The sequence below is a fragment of the Corallococcus praedator genome, from assembly GCF_003612125.1.
In the GTDB taxonomy this organism is placed as follows: Bacteria; Myxococcota; Myxococcia; order Myxococcales; family Myxococcaceae; genus Corallococcus; species Corallococcus praedator.
Map to the genome: position 1 here is coordinate 1 of NZ_RAWI01000064.1, position 16853 is coordinate 16853.

Sequence of the window (16853 nt, forward strand, 5' to 3'; positions counted from 1 at the left end):
CGGCGAAGGAGGGGGAAGGGGTGGGCTAAACTCTCTGAATCGCTTGCATTTTCCGGTCTGTTGTCCTAGGCAGTCAAGGCCCGGATGAGGGGGATACGCAGGTGCTTCCCCCACCGGCCGGGCTACCAACAACACGGCGCCGCGAGACCTTCCGCAAGGGTGAATCGCGGGCGCTTCCGACCGTGAAGTGACGACAATGGACGGTTTGAATCCCCGGAAGGTCTTCTCCCTCCTGTTCATCATCGGCATCGCCGTGGTGTTCACGCTCCAGTTCGGCCCCGGCAGCAACGGGTTCAGCACGGGCGGCGACGCGGCGCCCACCTCGGGTGCGGCCGCGGTGGTGAACGGCAAGGAGATCCCCCTGCGCGACTTCAGCATGGCCTGGTCGCGGCAGATGAACTTCCTGCGCTCGCAGGGCAGCCCCATCCCGGAGTCGATGGCCCGCCAGTTCGGCATGGACAAGCAGGTGCTCGACCGCCTGGTGAACGCGGAGCTGCTCGCCCAGGCGGCGGAGCGCCACGGCATCAACCCGTCGGATGAGGAGCTGCGCAAGCTCATCCACCAGAACACGGACTTCCACGCCAAGGAGGGCGGGTTCGACTTCGCGCGCTACCAGCAGGTGCTGCGCGACTTCTACCGCCGCACGCCGCAGGAGTACGAGCAGGAGCTGCGCCGGCAGATGGCCGCGCAGAAGATGCTCGACCTGGTGCGCACGGGCGCCGTGGTGTCGGACGACGAGGTCCGCGCGCGCTACGAGAAGGACGGCAACCAGGCGAAGCTGGTGTTCGCGCGCTTCCTGCCCACCATGTTCGTGGACAAGGTCCCGGCGCCCACGCCCGCGCAGCTGGCGGAGTTCCAGAAGGCGCACGAGAAGGAGATCAGCGACTACTACACGGCCAACAGCTTCGTCTACAACGTGCCGGAGCGCATCCGCGCCCGTCAGATCCTGGTGAAGGTGGCCCCGGACGCGACGGCCGAGCAGAAGGCCCAGGCGAAGGCGAAGGCGGAAGGCCTGCGCAAGGAGCTGGACGCGGGCAAGGACTTCGCGACCCTGGCGCGCGCCAGCAGCGACGACGACGCCACCAAGGCGAAGGGCGGCGAGCTGGGCTGGGTGGAGCGCAACACGTGGGACCCCACCCTGGCCGGCGCGGCGTTCGCGCTCAAGGCCGGTGAGGTGACGCAGCCGGTGGAGTCTCCGCTGGGCGTGCACCTGGTGAAGGTGGAGGAGAAGAAGGACGCGCAGAACAAGAAGCTGGAGGACGTGAAGGCGGAGATCGCCACCACCCTCTACAAGCAGGACCAGGCCAAGAGCCTGGCGAAGGCGGAGGCCGACAAGGCCCTGGCCGCGGTGAAGGCCGGCAAGTCCCTCAAGGAGCAGTTCCCGGTCGCGGCGGGCCAGCAGCCGGCCATCCAGCGCTTCGAGACGGAGACGAAGCCGGAGGCGGTGGAGACCGACAGCTTCACGGCGGCGGGCGACTCCGTGCCGCACCTGGGCCCCGCGCCCGGCCTCGTGAAGGCCACCTTCGAGGCCTCCGCGCCCAAGGCGCTGGACGAGGTCTTCACCGTGGGCGAGGCGAACGTCGTCGCGCAGGTGGTGGAGCGGGAGAAGCCGGACACCGCGGGCTTCGACAAGCGCAAGGAGGAGCTGCGCACCCAGGCCCGTCAGGCCAAGCAGATTGAGCTGACGGAGTCCTTCCTCAAGTCGCTGCGCAAGAGCGGCAACGTCGTCATGAACACCGAAGCCATCGACTCGGTGCTGGGCGCCGCGGGGTAGTCCCGCCGGACAGCGCGGTTCGTTTCAGCGGGCGAAGGGGACCTCCATGCGGGGGACCTCTTCGCCCGTGACGCGTTCAGCGACCGCGACGGCGTCACGGCCCTTGCCCTTGGCCGCGTACATGGCGAAGTCCGCCGCGCGGATGAGGTCCGTGGAGGACGTGGCGTGGTCCGGGAAGGACGCCACCCCGACGCTCGCGGTGAGCGCCACGTCCAGCCCCTGCTCGCGCAGGAAGCGCTGGCCCCGGAAGGCCTCGCAGATGCGCTGGGCGATGACCTGCGCGCCGTCGGTGTCTGTCTCAATCAACATCACCGCGAACTCGTCGCCGCCGTAGCGGAAGACCGCGTCCAGGTTGTGGCGGCCCAGGCTGATGAGCAGGTCGCCCACCTCCTTGAGCGTGGCGCTGCCCACCAGGTGCCCGTGCCGGTCGTTGATGGACTTGAAGTGGTCCAGGTCCAGGAACACGAGCGACAGCGGGTGACGGAAGCGCGCCGAGCGCTTCACCTCCTGCTCCAGTTGCGCGCGCAGGTGCCGCGCGTTGAAGCAGCCGGTGTGCTCGTCGGTGATGGTGAGTTCCTGCACCCGGCGGAAGTTGCGCGCGTTCTCGATGGCGATGGCCGCGTAGTCCGCGATGGCCGTGAGCGTGGTGAGGTCCTCGGGCGTGAAGCCCGGTTCGGTGGGGCCGTTGACCAGCTCGATCACGCCCAGCACCCGCTCGCGCGCCACCAGGGGCACGGCCAGCAGGGAGCGGGTGTGGAAGGCGGAGGCCTCATCGAAACGGGGCGCGAAGCTGGGGTCCCCGCCTACGTCGTGCACGAGCCGGGGCGTGGCGGAGGCGAACACCGCCCCGGCGATGCCCTCGCCGGGGTTGAGCTGCAGGCCCTTGAGCGCCTCGGCGCCCTCGCCCACGGCGATCTCGAAGTAGAGCTTTCCGCTGCGCTCGTCTTGAAGGATGAGAGACCAGTTGCGCGGCCGGAGCAGCGCGCTGACCTTCTGCATCACGAGCGTGAGCACTTCGCGCAGCTCCAGCGTGGAGGTCAGCGCCTTGGCCATCTCGTTGTAGGCGGCCAGTTGTTCCACTGTCCGCTTCATGGCCGACAGGAGGTCCGCGGGGTTCATCGGGATGCCCTCCGGAGCGCAGGTCTGCTAAGGCCCGCGGGTCGCGCTACACGACCCGCCCATGGATCCAACCACTTTGCTCGTTCTCGCCTCCGCTTCGCCCCGGCGCAAGGATTTATTGGCCCAACTGGGCCTGCGCTTCACCGTGACAGCAGCGGATATCGATGAAACGCCGATGGCCGGAGAAATTGCGCGAAACTATGTGCAACGGCTCGCGGAGGAGAAGGCGCGGACGGTGGCAGCCCACCATCCGGACGCATGGGTGCTGGCCGCGGACACCACGGTGGCCCTGGGTTCTGAGCTGATGGGAAAGCCCCGGGACGCGGCCGAGGCGCGCGCCATGCTGGGCCGGTTGTCCGGTCGCACGCACGAGGTCTTCACCGGCATCGCGGTGGCGGGCCGCTCCCGCGCGTCTCAGGTCGTCCGCACCCAGGTGACCTTCCGGGCGCTCTCTTCGGAGGAGATCGCCTGGTACGCGGACACCGGCGAACCCCTGGACAAGGCGGGGGCCTACGCCATCCAGGGCAAGGGCGGCTTCCTGGTCGCCTCCGTGGACGGCAGCCCCACCAACGTCATTGGCCTGCCGCTGGGCGAAACGCTCGCCCTGCTCCAGGAGGCCGGCTTCCCCCTGCCCTGGAAGAAGGCGACCTCCCCATGAGCACCTCCGTGGCGGACAACCTGGCGCGGGTGCGCGAGCGCGTGGCGAAGGCCTGCGCGAGCGCGGGGCGGCCGGAGTCGTCGGTGACGCTGGTGGCGGTGTCCAAGCTCAAGCCCGCGGCGCTCATCCGCGAGGCGTACGCCGCCGGGCAGCGCGACTTCGGGGAGAACTACGCCCAGGAGCTGCGCGACAAGGCGACGGAGCTCCAGGACCTGGACGGGCTGCGCTGGCACGCCATTGGCGCGCTGCAGACGAACAAGGTGAAGTACGTGGCCCGCGTCGCGCACGCCTTCCATGCGCTGGAGCGGTGGGAGGTCGCGGCCGAGCTGTCGAAGCGGCGCGAAGGCGCGCCTCCCCTGCCCTGCTACGTGGAGCTCAACCTGGGGCAGGAGGACACCAAGCACGGGCTCTCCCCGGAGGCGCTGGGGGACTTCCTCACCCGCGTGCGGACCTTGCCGAACCTCCAGCCGGTGGGGCTGATGGCGCTGCCGCCCCCCACGGACGACGTGGCGCGGATGCGCGAGGGCTTCGCCCGCCTGCGCGAGCTGGCCCACGCCCATGCGCTGGGCTCGCTGTCCATGGGCACCACGCACGACTTCGAGCAGGCCATCCTGGAAGGCGCCACCGTCGTGCGCGTGGGCACCGCCATCTTCGGCGAGCGCACTTAAGCGCCCGCCACCAGGGCTCACGCCGACTTGAGCTTGAGCTTGCCCTCGCTGCTGACGCGGGCCTCGAACTCGCTGCCGCAGTACATGCAGCGGACCTCTTCCTTATCGAAGAACGTGTCGATGCCCACGTTGTGGGCGCTGCAGTCGGGGCACTCGAACTCGTCGAAGGAACGGCTGCCGCTCGCGGCACCTGCTTCCTTGGCGAAGTCGTCGTCGTCGAACTGGCCATTGCTGGACATGGGCGGAGGCTCCTCAGGTGGGGGCGAGGCGGCCTGGAAGGCTACCAGCCCCGGGCGGCGGGGCGCACCGGGAAGCCTGATGCTGGGCATCCAGGCGGGCGGGCGGGACTGTCCGCCATTTGTCAGCGGTGGCCGCTCGCATGTACCCCTGTGCCCCCGCCCTCCTCCAGCGCCCTGCCTTCGCTGGAGCGTCCGGGGGGCGGCCGGACGACTTTGAATGTCCGCGCACGCATGGCCGTCCTGGAAATGTCCGGTGGTGGGGTCGGTTGCGTTGCGCGGTTGGCTTGGGCGGACCGGCCACCTAACTTGCAAGCAAGGGAGCACACCCGATGCGCAGTCTGTCCAGGTGGGGGTTCACGGCGGCGATGGTCGGACTCATGGGGTCCGCGCTCGCGCACGCCCAGGAGCCCGCCACGGCGGCATTCGGCCCGGGTGAACAGGCCCAGTACCGGGTGAAGTACCTGGGGATGACCGCGGGCAGCGCGACGGTGACGGTGGGCGCGCCCATGACGCAGTGGGGCCAGAGCGTGTGGCCCATCGTGGCGCTGGCGAAGTCCGACGACATCGTCGGCCTCTACCCCGTCAAGAGCCGCTACGTGTCGTACTGGAACGCCGCGACGCAGCGGGTGACGGGCAGCGACCTGCACTCGGAGGAGAACCGCAAGCGCCGCCGGCAGCGCATCCAGCTCACCGACGACAGCAAGGGCGCGAAGGTCGTGAAGCAGAAGGAGAGCGACCCGCCGCGTGAGACGAACCACGAGCTGCCGGACGGCACGCTGGACATGACGGGCGCGGCCTTCTCGCTGCGCGGCCAGGACCTCACGGTGGGCCGCACGTACACGTACCCGGTGTTCACCGGCAGCAAGGTGTTCACGCTGAGCGCCACGGTGGAGGGCCGCGAAACGCTGTCCACCCTGATGGGTCCGCGCGACGCCTTCCGCGTGCGCGTGCACACCGAATTCGGCGGCAACATGGAGTCCAAGCGCGACCTCACCGCGTACTTCACCACCGACGTGCGCCACGTGCCGCTGCGCATGGAGGCGGACTTCGCGCTGGGCTCCATCGTGGTGGAGATGACCGACTACAAGCCGGGCCGCGCGGTGGCGGTGGCCCGCGCGGACGACTGACCAGGGACGACGGGAAGGTCGTCCCAAGGGGAAGGCAGGGGGCATGGGCGTGGTGGGATGGGCGTGGGCAGTGTCGGCGGTGCTCTCAGCCGCTCCGGCGGCACCTCAAGTGGTGTCGCCGCTGGTGAAGGTGCGGCCGGACGCGACGCCGAAGGGCGCTGGCCAGGCCCGCCTGAGCGCGGCGCGCGGCGAGTGCGAGGCCACGCAGGTCGTGCTCCCCAAGGGCGTGACGCGCGTGACGATGAAGCCCCTGGCCCTCAAGGGTCCGGGCGCGCCGCTCACCGTGGACGCGTGGCGCGAGGCGTACCTGGACGTGAAGACGCCGTCCAACGGCCAGGGGCAGGCCGGGCCGTGGCCCGACGCGCTGGTGCCGCTGTCGGCGCCCGCCAATCCCAGACACCCCACCGTCGTCTACGTGGAGGTGTGCGTTCCGGCGAAGCAGGCCCCGGGCACGTACTCCGGGAGCCTGAGCGCTTCAGCGGACGGCAAGGAGCTGCCGGAGGTGCCCTTCTCCGTGGAGGTGCAGCCCTTCGAGCTGCCGGCCACGTCCTCGCTGCCCAACAGCTTCGGCATCTCGCTGTACAGCATCGCGAAGGGGCACGGCCTCGCGGCCGACTCGCCGGAGGCGAAATCGCTGCTGCGCGCGTATGGCAAAGCGCTCCTGGAGCACCGGGTGAGCGCGCACGGCATGGGCATGGATCCGCCGGGCGTGAAGTACCAGGACGGCCGCGCGGTGGTGGACTGGACCGCGTACGACGCGGAGATGGCGCCCTTCCTGGACGGCAGCCTGCTGCCCTCCGGCGCGCGCTTCACCACCAGCGACGTGCGCGACAGCAAGAAGGCCTCCACGGACGCGGAGAAGACGGCGTACTACCGCGCCTTCCAGAAACACTTCGAGGACAAGGGCTGGCCCGCGCAGCTCTTCTTCTACGCCAAGGACGAACCGAAGCCGGAGGACGTGCCGCTCGTGAAGGCGCAGTCCAAGCGCGTGCGCGACGCGGGGGGCGGCATCCCGGTGCTCGTCACCAGCCCGCTGGACGCGGCGCTGCAGGGCTCGGCGGACATCCTCACGCCCACGCTCAACTGCTTCTACCCGCGCGAGGGCCCGCAGACGTGCCGCACGGTGGCGAACACCGCGTCCGTGCGCACCCGGCTGCCGCCGCGCACGAAGGTGTGGTGGTACCAGAGCTGCAACTCGCACGGCTGCACCGGCGGCACGCCCCCGGACGCGAAGCTGGACCAGGCCTACAGCGACTGGGCCTCGTACATGGTGGACCACCCCGCCCCGCTCAACCGCGCCATGGGCGTGCTGGCCTACGCCAGCGGCGTGGACGGCGAGCTCTATTTCGATACTGTTTTCGCCTACAACACGAAGAAGGATGTCTGGACGGACCTCTTCGAGTTCGGCGGCAACGGGGACGGCACCCTCTTCTACCCGGGCACGCCCGCGAAGCTGGGGGGAAGCGAGCACCAGCCGGTGGTGTCCCTGCGGCTGAAACACATCCGTGACGGGCTGGAGGACTATGAATACCTGCGCCTGCTCACGCAGCTGGGTGACGGCGCCTTCGCCCGGACGGCGGCGAAGCGGCTGGCGAAGTCAGGGTATGAAATCTCCCGGGACCCGGGAGAATGGGAAGCAGTGCGTCGGGAAGTGACGGCGCGGCTGGTGAAGCAGTGGGCGTCTGAACAAGCGAAGGGCTCCGGACGTCGGACTTCCGGGGGCACCCCGTAGTCACTCCCCCTGGGAGGAAGCAGAATGATCTCCATGCGCACCCTCGTCGCGGCCTGTCTCGCCTTCAGTGCCGCCACCGCCTGGGCCCAAGAGGCCCAACCCTTCAAGATGCCCGTCCTCCCGCACATGCGGGCGGCCGCGACAGTGGACGCGGCCGCGCCCGACGGTGGAACGGCCGCCGAGCCGGGCGCGAACACCGGGGATGCGCAGGCCCCCGCGGCCCCCAACGAGCCCGCCATCGCGGTGAAGCCCTGCGACCAGGGGCTGCCCACGCTGAAGACGCCGCTCGCGTTCAAGCCCGGGGAGCTTTTGGAGTTCGACATGGACGCCATGGGCGCCAAGGCGGGCAGGCTCACCATGCGCGTGCAGCGGCAGGCCAACGGTGCGCTGCCGGTGCTGGTGGAGGCGCAGACGAACACCCTGTTCTCCAAGGTGCGTCGGGTGCGCGGCAGCGCGACCAGCTACCTGCACCCGCGCACGCTGCGCCCCTCGCGCTACACCGAGGACGCGGTGGAGAACGAGCAGCGCCGCAAGGTGAACGTGGCCTTTGGCGCGCAGGACCGCAGCGTCAAGGTGGACTACCAGATCGCGGACCGGCCCAAGGGCCAGTACAACTACACCTGGGACAAGGACGGCCTGGACGTCGCGGGCGCCATCTACCTCATCCGCCAGTTGCCCCTGAAGAAGGACCTGCCGGTGTGCTTCGACGTGTACGGCATCCGCCGCATGTGGCGCCTGACGGCCACCGTGGTGGAGCGCGAACACGTGTCGCTGCCCCTGGGCGAGTTCGAGGCCTGGCACCTGTCCGGCACCGCCGTGCGCCTGGACCGGCCGTCCCAGACGCGCGACGTGCACGTCTGGATCACCGACGACGAGCGCCGCCTGCCGCTGGCCGCCGTGGGCGCCATCGACCTGGGCGCCGTGCGCCTCACCCTGTCCGCCGTCACCCGCCCCGGTGAGAAGCCCATGGAGGCCCAGGGCAAGGAAGATCTCAAGTGGTGACGCGGGGATGAACCGAAGCCCCCAGGGCCCGCCTCCTCCGGGAGCGCGGGCTTTGCTTGCCTCACAAAATGAGAATGGCTTGCAAAGTCAAAAACCCGGGCGTAGGGTGCGCGCCGCCCGATGCGCCCCCATCTCCTGAACCCGCTGCTGTCGTTGCTGTTCGCTCCCTTGTTCCTGCTGCCGCTGGCGGCCCGTGCGCAGTCGTACCGGGCGCATGACGAAGGCCGGTCGCGGCGCGGTCGCTTCATGGACGAGTCGCGCATTGGGGAGCCGGAGAAGAACGAAGTCATCACGGTGGGCAGCAAGCCGAAGCTGGATCTGGACGTGAATGCCTACGCGGATCTCCAGTTCGCGTACTTCAACTACGGGGAGAACCAGAACCGGGCGAACGGGTCGCAGAAGGACTCGCGGCTCGTCTTCGACACGACGCGGCTGGTGCTGGAGCTGGAGGCGGGGCTGCCGGAGTACGGCATCGAGGCGGAGTTCGAGGTGGAGTTCGAGCACGGCGGCGCGGGCGCGGCGCTGGAGCTGGAGTACGAGGAGTTCGGCGAGTTCGACACCGACGTGGAGAAGGCGGGCGAAGCGCTGGTGGAGGAGCTGTACCTGACGAAGAAGCTGGGCCGGAACCTGGAGGTTTCGGTGGGCCGCTTCTACGTCGCGGTGGGCACGCTCTTCGCGGACTACCGCCCCACGGACTATCTGGGCACCATCCGCTCCGAGGCGGAGACGCGCATCATCCCCAACACGTGGAACGACATGGGGATGCAGCTGCGGCTGGACATCCCCTGGGGCCTGCGGCTCACCGGGCAGGTGGTGAACGGCCTGGACTCCACGGGCTTCAACTCCAACACGTGGGTGGCCACGGGCCTGCAGCAGCGCTTTGAACTGGTGCGCGCGTCGGACCTGGCCGGGGTGCTGCGCGCGGACGTGAAGCGCTTTGCCGGCTTCATCTTCGGCGTGTCCGCCTACTACGGCGGCACCACGCGCAACCGGCCCAAGCCGGACCTGGTGAAGCAGTGCGACGACGCGAACCCGAACGTGGTGGCGCCGTGCGGCTACGTGAGCGCGCCGCTGTTCGTCGCGGACGCGCACCTGTCGGTGAACCGGGCCGGCTGGCGGGCGCACGCGATGGTGATGTACGGCCACCTGGGCAACGCCGCCGCGGTGTCCGCGCGCAACGCGCGTCTGTCCAACCTGCTCAACGTGCTGCGCACGCCGGTGTCCGACAACGCGCTCACCGCGTGGGGCGAGCTGGGCTACGACATCGCGCCGGCGCTGGGCCTGGACGGCAACCACCGGCTGGAGCCGTACGTCCGCATCGACTACATGGATTCGCAGTTCAGGCCTCGCGCGGAGCTGTTCGACAACCCGCGCTTCGAGCGCACCGTCTACACCGTGGGCACCAGCTACACGCTCGCGGGCCTCGCCGTCATCAAGCTCGACTTCGGACAGCGCCGCATGGGCTCGTCCGCGTTCCGTCCGGAGAACACGCTCCGGATGTCGACGGGCTTCGTCTACTGACGGCCTTCCCCAACTGATTGAAACGCCGTTGCAGCCACGTCCTTGAAAGGGTCATCCATGTTCTCCCGTTCCCTGAAGTTCTCCCTGCTGGTTGGCGGTGCGCTCGTGCTGGGCGCCTGCGGTGACGACGACGACGGCGGCGACCTGGAGTCGCTGGATCAGCAGCTCGTCATCAACTTCGCGGACGCGGTGGTGGTGCCCACCTACAACCTGCTCGCCACGCGCATGGTGGAGCTGGACGCGGCGGCGCTGGCGCTGAAGAACGAGCCCAGCGCGGCGAACCTGAAGCGGGCGCAGGACGCGTGGTTCGCCGCGCGCGTGCCGTGGGAGCAGAGCGAGGCGTTCCTCTTCGGGCCGGTGGACAGCTACGGCTGGGACCCCGCGCTGGACAGCTGGCCGGTGAACCGCACGGACCTGGACGCGGTGCTCGGCAACAGCGACGTGCTCTCCCAGGCGTACGTGAGCAACCTGCAGGAGACGCAGAAGGGCTACCACACCACGGAGTACCTGCTCTTCGGCGAGGGCGTGACGAAGAAGCCGGAGGACTTCAACGCGCGGCAGTTCGAGTACCTGCTCGCGCTCACCGCGGAGCTGAAGGCGGTGTCCGGCAACCTGGCGGCGTCCTGGACGACGGGCGTGAACGGGCAGGCGCCGTACCGCGACACGCTGGCCAAGGCCGGCGAGGCGGGCAACACCGCGTACCCCACGGTGGAGGCGGGCGCGCAGGAGATGCTGGGCGGCGTGCTGGTCATCCTGGACGAGGTGGCCAACGGGAAGATCGCCGACCCGTACGACGCGAAGGACGCGAACCTGGTGGAGAGCCAGTTCGCGCTCAACTCGCTGTCGGACTTCACCAACAACATGCGCAGCGTGGAGAACGTCTACCTGGGCCACATGCCGGGCGTCGCCGCCAAGGGACTGTCCATGTCGGACGTGGTGAAGACGCGCGACTCGGCGCTGGACATGCGCGTGAAGGCGGAGCTCGCGGCGGCCATCGCGGCGCTGGGCAAGGTGCCGGAGCCGTTCCCGGTCTCCATCAAGGACCCGGCCTCCGCGGATGAAATCGAAGCGGCGCAGGAGGCCATCCGCAAGCTGCACGACACCTTCCAGGTGGACGTGAAGGCTGTCATCCTGCCGTGATGCTGGACCGAGGGAACGCGATGCGACAGGCATTGGGACTCGGGGCACTGCTGTGGCTCGTGGGCTGCGGCGACAGCGAACCCGAAGTCCCGGAGGCCCCGCGCGCGGGGGGCGCCACCACCATCGACGACCGCACGTCGCGGGCGTTCGCGTACGCCGCCCCCAACCTCACCGCGGAACATGAAGCGCTGCACCGCGAGGGCGACGCCGCCTTCGCGGCCGTCTTCGTGCCCGGCCCTGCCCCGGTGAACCCGGGGCTGGGGCCCGCGTACAACAACGCCTCGTGCAATGGCTGCCACCTGCGCAACGGCCGGGGCATGCCGGTGATGGGCGGAGGCCCGCAGCGCACGCAGCTGCTGGTGCGCGTGAGCCTTCCGGACGGCACGCCGGACCCTCCCCATGGCGCGGTGCCGGTGCCGGGGCTGGGCTTCCAGATTCAAGATCAGGCCGTCCATGGCGCCTCTCCCGAAGCCAGCGTGACGCTGTCGTGGGTGGAGAGCGCGGGCACGTACGCGGACGGCACGGCCTACGGCCTGCGCTCACCGCGAGTGGCCATCGTCCTGCGGGACGGCTCCTCCCCGCCCGCGGACATGCGGATGTCGCTGCGCCTGCCGCCACCCGTGGTGGGCCTGGGGCTGCTGGAAGCGGTGACGCTGGACACGCTGCGGGCGCTCGAGGACCCCACCGACGCGAACGGCGACGGGGTGTCCGGGCGGCTGAACACCGTGTGGGACGTGCAGGCGCGCGCGCTCGCGCCGGGCCGCTTCGGTTGGAAGGCGAACAGCCCCAACCTGCACCAGCAGTCAGCGGAGGCGTACTTCAACGACATGGGGGTTTCGAATCCCCTCTTCCCGGAGGCGGACGGCACCTTCGAATTGCCCGAGGACACGCTGGACGCGGCGGTCTTCTACGCGCAGTCGCTGGGGGTGCCGGCGCGCACCGCGCTGGACGACGCGACGGTGAAGCGCGGCGAGGCGAAGTTCCGGGACCTGGGCTGCATCACCTGCCACCGCGACACGCTGGAGACGGGCGAGCATCCGGTGGCGGAGGTGGCCCACCAGCGCATCCACCCGTATTCGGATCTGCTGCTGCACGACCTGGGACCGGGCCTGGCGGACGGGCGGCCGGATGGGGACGCCACCGGCTCCGAGTGGCGCACCGCGCCCCTGTGGGGCCTGGGCCTGACACACACCATCCTTCCGTACTCGGGCTGGCTGCACGACGGCCGCGCCCGCACGCTGGAAGAGGCGGTGCTGTGGCACGGCGGCGAGGCGGAGCGGGCCCGCGAGGGCTTCCGCAACCTGTCCGCGAGCGACCGGGCCGCGCTGGTGCGCTTCCTCCAGTCGCTGTAGGGCCCGGACGACTACCCGCGGCGAATCATCCCGGCGGCCTGGGACATCCGGCGGCGCAGGTGCGTCACCGCTTCGTGCAGGTCCTCCAGGCGCTGGAGCACGTGGAGGTCCTCGCCCGCGTTCAGCAGGGCCCCCGGCGTGAGCGGGTCGCGCTGGAGGGCCTGGAGCAGGTCGTGGAAGTGGGCCTGCACGTCGCCCAGCGCGTCCAGTCCTTCGCGAAGGTCGTCCTCCACGAAGTCCAGGAGGACGGTGGCGTCCGCGCGCGCGGGCAGGGCCTGGGCCAGACGCTCCACCGCCCCGCGGACGGGGTCGGTGCGGCGCAACATCGCGGTGGTGGCGAGGGCTGCGACGGGAGAGGGCATGTCCAGGACGCTACAGGCGCGTAGCGTCCGGTCAATTTTCCCACCCCCTGCCCTCCGGTGCGAAAGGCCCCCGCCGAAGCGGCGTCAGCGCCCGGCTGGGGCCGCCGGAGCACCTGTCGCGGGCGCGGCGTTGGCCGGCGCGGCGTTGGCCGGCGCGGGCGTGGCCGGCAGCGCGGTGCCAGGAGACGAATTCAGCGGCGCGGGCGTCCCCAGCAGCGGCGCGGGCGTGCCGGTGTTCAGCGGCGCGGGCGTCCCCAGGATGGGCGACGGCGGCGTAGTGGAGGACTGCGTCAGCGGCGGCACCGTGGCGAGGATGCCCGGACTCACCTGACTGGTGCCCACGAAGGTGTTGAAGTCCAGCGCGGACACCTGCGGCGTCATGAAGCCTCCCACCGACACGCCTCCCACCGTGGGCGGTGTGGCGAACGTCCCCTGCCCCACCGTGTCCGAGGAGCCCGGCGCCACCCCCGACACGACCGCGGGCGGATTCGTCGGCGCGGACGGCGCGAACGAACCGCTGAACGTGGAGGGCGAATCCGACGGCAGCGACGGCACCGTCGTCGTGGCCGGCGTCGTCTCCCTGGAACCCACCGGCCCCGTGCCCGACGTCGTCCCCACCGTCCCGCTGCCGCCCGTGCCCTGCGTGGCCGGAGCGAAGCTCGGAGGGGACATCGGCGCCACCGCCTCCGGGAACGCCGTGGGCAACACCGGCGTGAGACCCGCCAGGTAGGCCGGCAGCTCCCCTTCGCTCGGCACCACCGCCACGGACGGCACCGTCACGCCATCCACGCGGATGGAGACCTCGTCGAAGACAAACTGGAGGAACCCGCGCGGCTCCTGCTGCGGCGGCAGGTTCCACACCACCACCACCAGCTCCGCGTCACCCGGGCGCGCCTCGCGCAGGATGCGCTTGGTGTCGTCGTCCGCGAACGTGCCCGCGTCCAGCGCCGCCACATGCACCAGCGCCGAGTCCGTCAGCAGCGCCCCGTTGCGCCACACGCTGCCAATGCCCCACACCGCCATCGCCGCGTGCGCCCGCGTCGTCGCGCGCCACCCGATGCCACTGTCGCCGTAGAGCGGCACGCCCATCAGCACGCCGCCTTCGATGACGTGCGGAGGAGGTCGGGGGAGCGGCCCCTCGGGGGCCCGCGCCATCGCCTGGGCGGGCGGAAAACCCGCCTGCGTCAGCTCGACGCGGTAGTCCGCGCCCCCGATGCGCAGGCTCGCGCTGAGCTGGGCCTTGTCCCCGAAGGTCGCGTTGGCCATGCCCACGCGGTCCTGCACGGACAGGGACACCTGCCCCGTGCCGCGCTCGGCCAGGTCACTGAATGGAAGCGAACCCTGGATGAAATACCCGCCCGGCTGCTCGGTCCTCGCGCTGGCCTGCCGGCCCTCGAACGTGAACCCGTCGCTCCCTGGCGCCGCCGCCAGGACACCGGACATCAAGATGCTCGTGAGGATTGAACCCGCCATCGACGCTGCCTCCCTTGGAGTTGAAGGTAGGCAGCGGAGCGGGCCGTGGCACGCCCCGGGACTAAATCAGGCCGCGGGCGCGGCGGATCTGCTCGACGGTCTTGTTGTACTCGATGTCGAAGGCGCTCGTGCCTTCCTGCAGGTGCTTCAGCCGCGAGCGGGCTTCCCGGTCGATCTCATCGTCCACGTCCAGGTGCTTCTTCATTCCCTGGAACATCTTCTGACGCAGAACGTTATCGGGAGAGAAGACCTCCTCCACGTTCCGGCTGATGAGCAGGAATTCGATCATCTGGTTGATGACGTACTCGATGCCCTCGTCCCCCATCTTGAAGCCGCGCACATCCGCCATCTCGCGCTTCACCTGGTTGAACTTGGAGTAGTCATATCCCCGACGCTCCAGGGCCTCTCGCGTCGCCTGGTTCACACGCTCTTCGTTGGCGAGGTACTCGCGCATGATGGCGGAGAGGTCCATCTCGGCGTCAGCCACGCGCATCGGCTCCACCTCGATGTCCCCGTCCTGCATGAGCTGCTGAATGGCCTCGCGCGAGATGATCGGGATCACCTTCGGATACAGCCTCATGTCGGTCCTCGTCCTCTTCAAACGTGCTCGGATCTTCAACCGCTATAAAACAGCGCCGAGCATGGTCGCAATGAAAAACCCTAGGAACGTCGCGGGTTCCAGCGGCCAGCCCCCCCCGGCGTCCGAACCGGAACTTAATCATGCCGTACCCGGTGGCGACCCTCCATCCGCTTTTTCGTGCGCTGCTTTTTCCCGCGACGGTTCGCTCGCGTCGTCCAGGCTGGCTTCGCGCACCGGGTCCTCGGTGTCGTCCTCGGGGTCGCCATGCAGGCCCGCGTGGACGCGCTCGGCCATCGCCGGCCCTACGACTTCGGCCAGCTCCTCGATGCTGGCGTCCCCCACCCGCTTGAGAGAACCGAAGTGGCGCAGCAACATCTTCCGCCTTCCTTCGCCCACGCCGGGAATGTCCTCCAGCGCCGAGCGCATGGCGCTCTTTCGCATGGACTTGCCCTGGAAGGTGATGGCGAAGCGGTGGGCTTCGTCACGCATGCGCGTGAGCATGAACATTTCCGCCGAGTTCTGGGGCAGGACGATGGGGTCCTTGCGGCCCAGCACGAAGACGCGCTCGGGGCTCTTCGCGCTCTCCGCGTCCCGGTCGAAGACCTCCTGGTCGCGGCTCTTGGCCAGGCCCACCACGTCCACGCCCTCCACGCCCAGGTCCTTCATGGCCGCGTGCGCGCTGGCGAGCTGGCCCTTGCCACCGTCGATGACGAGCAGGTCCGGCAGGTCCCCATCCTCCAGGCCCCGCTTGAGCCGGCGGGTGATGACCTCGTACATGCTGGCGAAGTCGTCCTGCTTGTCCACCGTCTTGATCTTGTACTTGCGGTAGCGCGACTTGTCCGTCTCCCCGTCCGTCACCGCCACCTGCGAGGCGACGATGGAGGAGCTCTGGAAGTGGGAGATGTCGTAGCACTCCATCCGGCGCGGGAAGTTGCGCAGGCCCAGCTTGGACTGGAGCCGTGACAAGACCGTGTCCGTCTCGTCCTTGGTGCGCTTTCGCTCCACGAACGCCTGCTCCGCGTTCTTCACCGCCATGTTCACCAGTTCATGCTTCTCCCCGCGCTTGGGGACGAACACCTTCACGCGGTCGCCCCGGCGCTCGGTGAGCAGGGCCTCCAGGCCGTCCGTGCCGTCGCCGGGCTCCAGGGGCAGGAGCACCTCCTCCGGCACGAAGCCGCCCTGGTCGTAGTAGAGGTTCACGAACGAGGCGAGCAGCTCGTCGTCCGGGAACTCCTGGCTGCCGAAGGGGAAGGCCTGGCCGCCGTTGAGCCGGCCCTGCCGCACGTGCAGCACGTAGAACAGGATGCGGTCGCCCTCGCGGAAGAAGGCGAACACGTCCTGGTCCTTGAAGTCGCTGGTCGCCACCTTCTGGCGCTCCAGGCTGCGTTCAATGGCGAGCAGCTGGTCGCGCACCCGAGCGGCCTCCTCGAACTTCAGCTCGGACGCCGCGCGCTTCATGCGCATGCGCAGCCCTTCGGTCAGCTCCCCCGCCTTGCCCTCCAGGAACATGGCCACCTCGTCCACGCTCTTGCGGTAGTCCTCCTGGGACACCGGGAAGACGCACGGGGCCGGGCACCGCCCGATTTGATGGAGCAGGCACGGCCGCTTGCGGTTGGCCAGCACGTGGTCCGTGCAGGTGCGCAACTGGAAGAAGCGGTTGATGAGGCGCAGCGTTTCGCGGATGGCGCCCGCGCTGGAGTACGGGCCGAAGTAGCGCGCGCCGTCCTTCTCATACTTGCGCACCACCTCCAGCCGGGGGAATGGCTGGTGGCGGTCCAGGCGCAGGGAGATGAACTGCTTGTCGTCCTTGAGCAGGACGTTGAAGCGCGGCTTGTGCTTTTTGATCAGCTCGTTTTCGAGGAGGAGGGCTTCCTTCTCGTTGTGGACGAGCACCGTCTCCAGGTCGCCCAGCATCGTGTCCAGCATGGACACGAAGACGCGGGTGTCGCCGGTGCGGGTGAAGTAGCTGCGCACCCGGCTGCGAAGGTTGATGGCCTTGCCGACGTAGATGATCTGCCCGCGCTTGTCCTTCATCAGGTACACGCCGGGCTCGGTGGGCAGCGCGTCCAGCTTCTCCTGCAGCCGGATGTCCATGGGGGATGGCTC

At 69.5% G+C, this 16853-nt stretch carries 15 protein-coding genes; 9 read left to right on the forward strand and 6 right to left on the reverse strand.

What is annotated here, in order from left to right:
• Nucleotides 1-196 precede the first annotated feature (196 nt).
• Nucleotides 197-1774 (forward strand): peptidylprolyl isomerase, encoded by a 1578-nt coding sequence (locus D7Y13_RS11245; RefSeq protein ID WP_120533465.1) that lies wholly within the window; start codon nt 197-199, stop codon nt 1772-1774.
• 24 nt (nt 1775-1798) lie between these two features.
• Here the strand turns inward: D7Y13_RS11245 and D7Y13_RS11250 are convergent, their stop codons facing one another.
• Nucleotides 1799-2893: a GGDEF domain-containing protein gene (locus D7Y13_RS11250; protein WP_120533466.1), complete on the reverse strand. Its 1095-nt coding sequence runs from the start codon at nt 2891-2893 to the stop codon at nt 1799-1801.
• A gap of 61 nt (nt 2894-2954) precedes the next feature.
• Between D7Y13_RS11250 and D7Y13_RS11255 the strand changes: the two genes are divergently transcribed.
• A complete protein-coding gene (locus tag D7Y13_RS11255; RefSeq protein WP_120586078.1) occupies nt 2955-3551 on the forward strand; it encodes a Maf family protein in 597 nt (198 codons plus the stop codon).
• Nucleotides 3548-4219 carry a YggS family pyridoxal phosphate-dependent enzyme gene (locus tag D7Y13_RS11260; RefSeq protein ID WP_120586079.1) on the forward strand — a complete coding sequence of 224 codons (672 nt, stop codon included), beginning with the start codon at nt 3548-3550 and terminating at the stop codon, nt 4217-4219. Before D7Y13_RS11255 ends, D7Y13_RS11260 begins: the two co-directional genes overlap by 4 nt.
• Nucleotides 4220-4236: 17 nt before the next feature.
• On the opposite strand, the gene D7Y13_RS11265 is transcribed toward D7Y13_RS11260, so the two are convergent.
• Nucleotides 4237-4458, reverse strand: coding sequence for a hypothetical protein (locus tag D7Y13_RS11265; RefSeq protein ID WP_120533469.1), 222 nt, complete (start codon nt 4456-4458; stop codon nt 4237-4239).
• A 329-nt stretch (nt 4459-4787) separates the two neighbouring features.
• On the opposite strand from D7Y13_RS11265, the gene D7Y13_RS11270 reads away from it, so the two are divergent.
• The 6 genes from D7Y13_RS11270 (at nt 4788) to D7Y13_RS11295 (ending at nt 12332) form a co-directional block, all read left to right on the forward strand.
• Complete coding sequence (locus tag D7Y13_RS11270; protein WP_120584257.1) at nt 4788-5585, forward strand: DUF3108 domain-containing protein; 798 nt, start codon at nt 4788-4790, stop codon at nt 5583-5585.
• Nucleotides 5586-5628: 43 nt separating this feature from the next.
• Nucleotides 5629-7317, forward strand: coding sequence for a DUF4091 domain-containing protein (locus D7Y13_RS11275; RefSeq protein WP_120584258.1), 1689 nt, complete (start codon nt 5629-5631; stop codon nt 7315-7317).
• Nucleotides 7318-7341: 24 nt separating this feature from the next.
• A complete protein-coding gene (locus tag D7Y13_RS11280; protein ID WP_120533472.1) occupies nt 7342-8319 on the forward strand; it encodes a DUF3108 domain-containing protein in 978 nt (325 codons plus the stop codon).
• 120 nt (nt 8320-8439) lie between these two features.
• Nucleotides 8440-9840 carry a hypothetical protein gene (locus tag D7Y13_RS11285; RefSeq protein WP_233595661.1) on the forward strand — a complete coding sequence of 467 codons (1401 nt, stop codon included), beginning with the start codon at nt 8440-8442 and terminating at the stop codon, nt 9838-9840.
• 57 nt (nt 9841-9897) lie between these two features.
• Nucleotides 9898-10980, forward strand: coding sequence for an imelysin family protein (locus tag D7Y13_RS11290; RefSeq protein ID WP_120584259.1), 1083 nt, complete (start codon nt 9898-9900; stop codon nt 10978-10980).
• A 20-nt stretch (nt 10981-11000) separates the two neighbouring features.
• Entirely contained in the window at nt 11001-12332 is a 1332-nt protein-coding gene (locus tag D7Y13_RS11295; protein ID WP_120584272.1) for a di-heme oxidoreductase family protein, read from the forward strand.
• 11 nt (nt 12333-12343) lie between these two features.
• On the opposite strand, the gene D7Y13_RS11300 is transcribed toward D7Y13_RS11295, so the two are convergent.
• The 4 genes from D7Y13_RS11300 to uvrC all read right to left on the reverse strand — a co-directional run bounded on the left by D7Y13_RS11300 (nt 12344) and on the right by uvrC (nt 16841).
• Nucleotides 12344-12694: a hypothetical protein gene (locus D7Y13_RS11300; protein ID WP_120584260.1), complete on the reverse strand. Its 351-nt coding sequence runs from the start codon at nt 12692-12694 to the stop codon at nt 12344-12346.
• Between the two features lie 84 nt (nt 12695-12778).
• Entirely contained in the window at nt 12779-14167 is a 1389-nt protein-coding gene (locus D7Y13_RS11305; RefSeq protein WP_120584261.1) for a hypothetical protein, read from the reverse strand.
• Nucleotides 14168-14228: 61 nt separating this feature from the next.
• Nucleotides 14229-14747, reverse strand: a complete 519-nt coding sequence (locus tag D7Y13_RS11310) for a DUF507 family protein (protein ID WP_120533476.1) — start codon at nt 14745-14747, stop codon at nt 14229-14231.
• A 138-nt stretch (nt 14748-14885) separates the two neighbouring features.
• A complete protein-coding gene (uvrC, locus tag D7Y13_RS11315) occupies nt 14886-16841 on the reverse strand; it encodes an excinuclease ABC subunit UvrC (RefSeq protein WP_120584262.1) in 1956 nt (651 codons plus the stop codon).
• Nucleotides 16842-16853: the final 12 nt, after the last annotated feature.

Bases quoted from the DNA above. Each gene is read 5' to 3' on its own strand.
- D7Y13_RS11285 (WP_233595661.1), top strand. From the start codon at position 8,440: ATGCGCCCCCATCTCCTGAACCCGCTGCTGTCGTTGCTGTTCGCTCCC.
- D7Y13_RS11270 (WP_120584257.1), top strand. From the start codon at position 4,788: ATGCGCAGTCTGTCCAGGTGGGGGTTCACGGCGGCGATGGTCGGACTC.
- D7Y13_RS11305 (WP_120584261.1), bottom strand. From the start codon at position 14,167: ATGGCGGGTTCAATCCTCACGAGCATCTTGATGTCCGGTGTCCTGGCG.
- D7Y13_RS11280 (WP_120533472.1), top strand. From the start codon at position 7,342: ATGATCTCCATGCGCACCCTCGTCGCGGCCTGTCTCGCCTTCAGTGCC.
- D7Y13_RS11300 (WP_120584260.1), bottom strand. From the start codon at position 12,694: ATGCCCTCTCCCGTCGCAGCCCTCGCCACCACCGCGATGTTGCGCCGC.
- D7Y13_RS11260 (WP_120586079.1), top strand. From the start codon at position 3,548: ATGAGCACCTCCGTGGCGGACAACCTGGCGCGGGTGCGCGAGCGCGTG.
- uvrC (WP_120584262.1), bottom strand. From the start codon at position 16,841: ATGGACATCCGGCTGCAGGAGAAGCTGGACGCGCTGCCCACCGAGCCC.
- D7Y13_RS11265 (WP_120533469.1), bottom strand. From the start codon at position 4,458: ATGTCCAGCAATGGCCAGTTCGACGACGACGACTTCGCCAAGGAAGCA.
- D7Y13_RS11310 (WP_120533476.1), bottom strand. From the start codon at position 14,747: ATGAGGCTGTATCCGAAGGTGATCCCGATCATCTCGCGCGAGGCCATT.
- D7Y13_RS11250 (WP_120533466.1), bottom strand. From the start codon at position 2,893: ATGAACCCCGCGGACCTCCTGTCGGCCATGAAGCGGACAGTGGAACAA.
- D7Y13_RS11290 (WP_120584259.1), top strand. From the start codon at position 9,898: ATGTTCTCCCGTTCCCTGAAGTTCTCCCTGCTGGTTGGCGGTGCGCTC.
- D7Y13_RS11255 (WP_120586078.1), top strand. From the start codon at position 2,955: ATGGATCCAACCACTTTGCTCGTTCTCGCCTCCGCTTCGCCCCGGCGC.
- D7Y13_RS11275 (WP_120584258.1), top strand. From the start codon at position 5,629: ATGGGCGTGGTGGGATGGGCGTGGGCAGTGTCGGCGGTGCTCTCAGCC.
- D7Y13_RS11245 (WP_120533465.1), top strand. From the start codon at position 197: ATGGACGGTTTGAATCCCCGGAAGGTCTTCTCCCTCCTGTTCATCATC.
- D7Y13_RS11295 (WP_120584272.1), top strand. From the start codon at position 11,001: ATGCGACAGGCATTGGGACTCGGGGCACTGCTGTGGCTCGTGGGCTGC.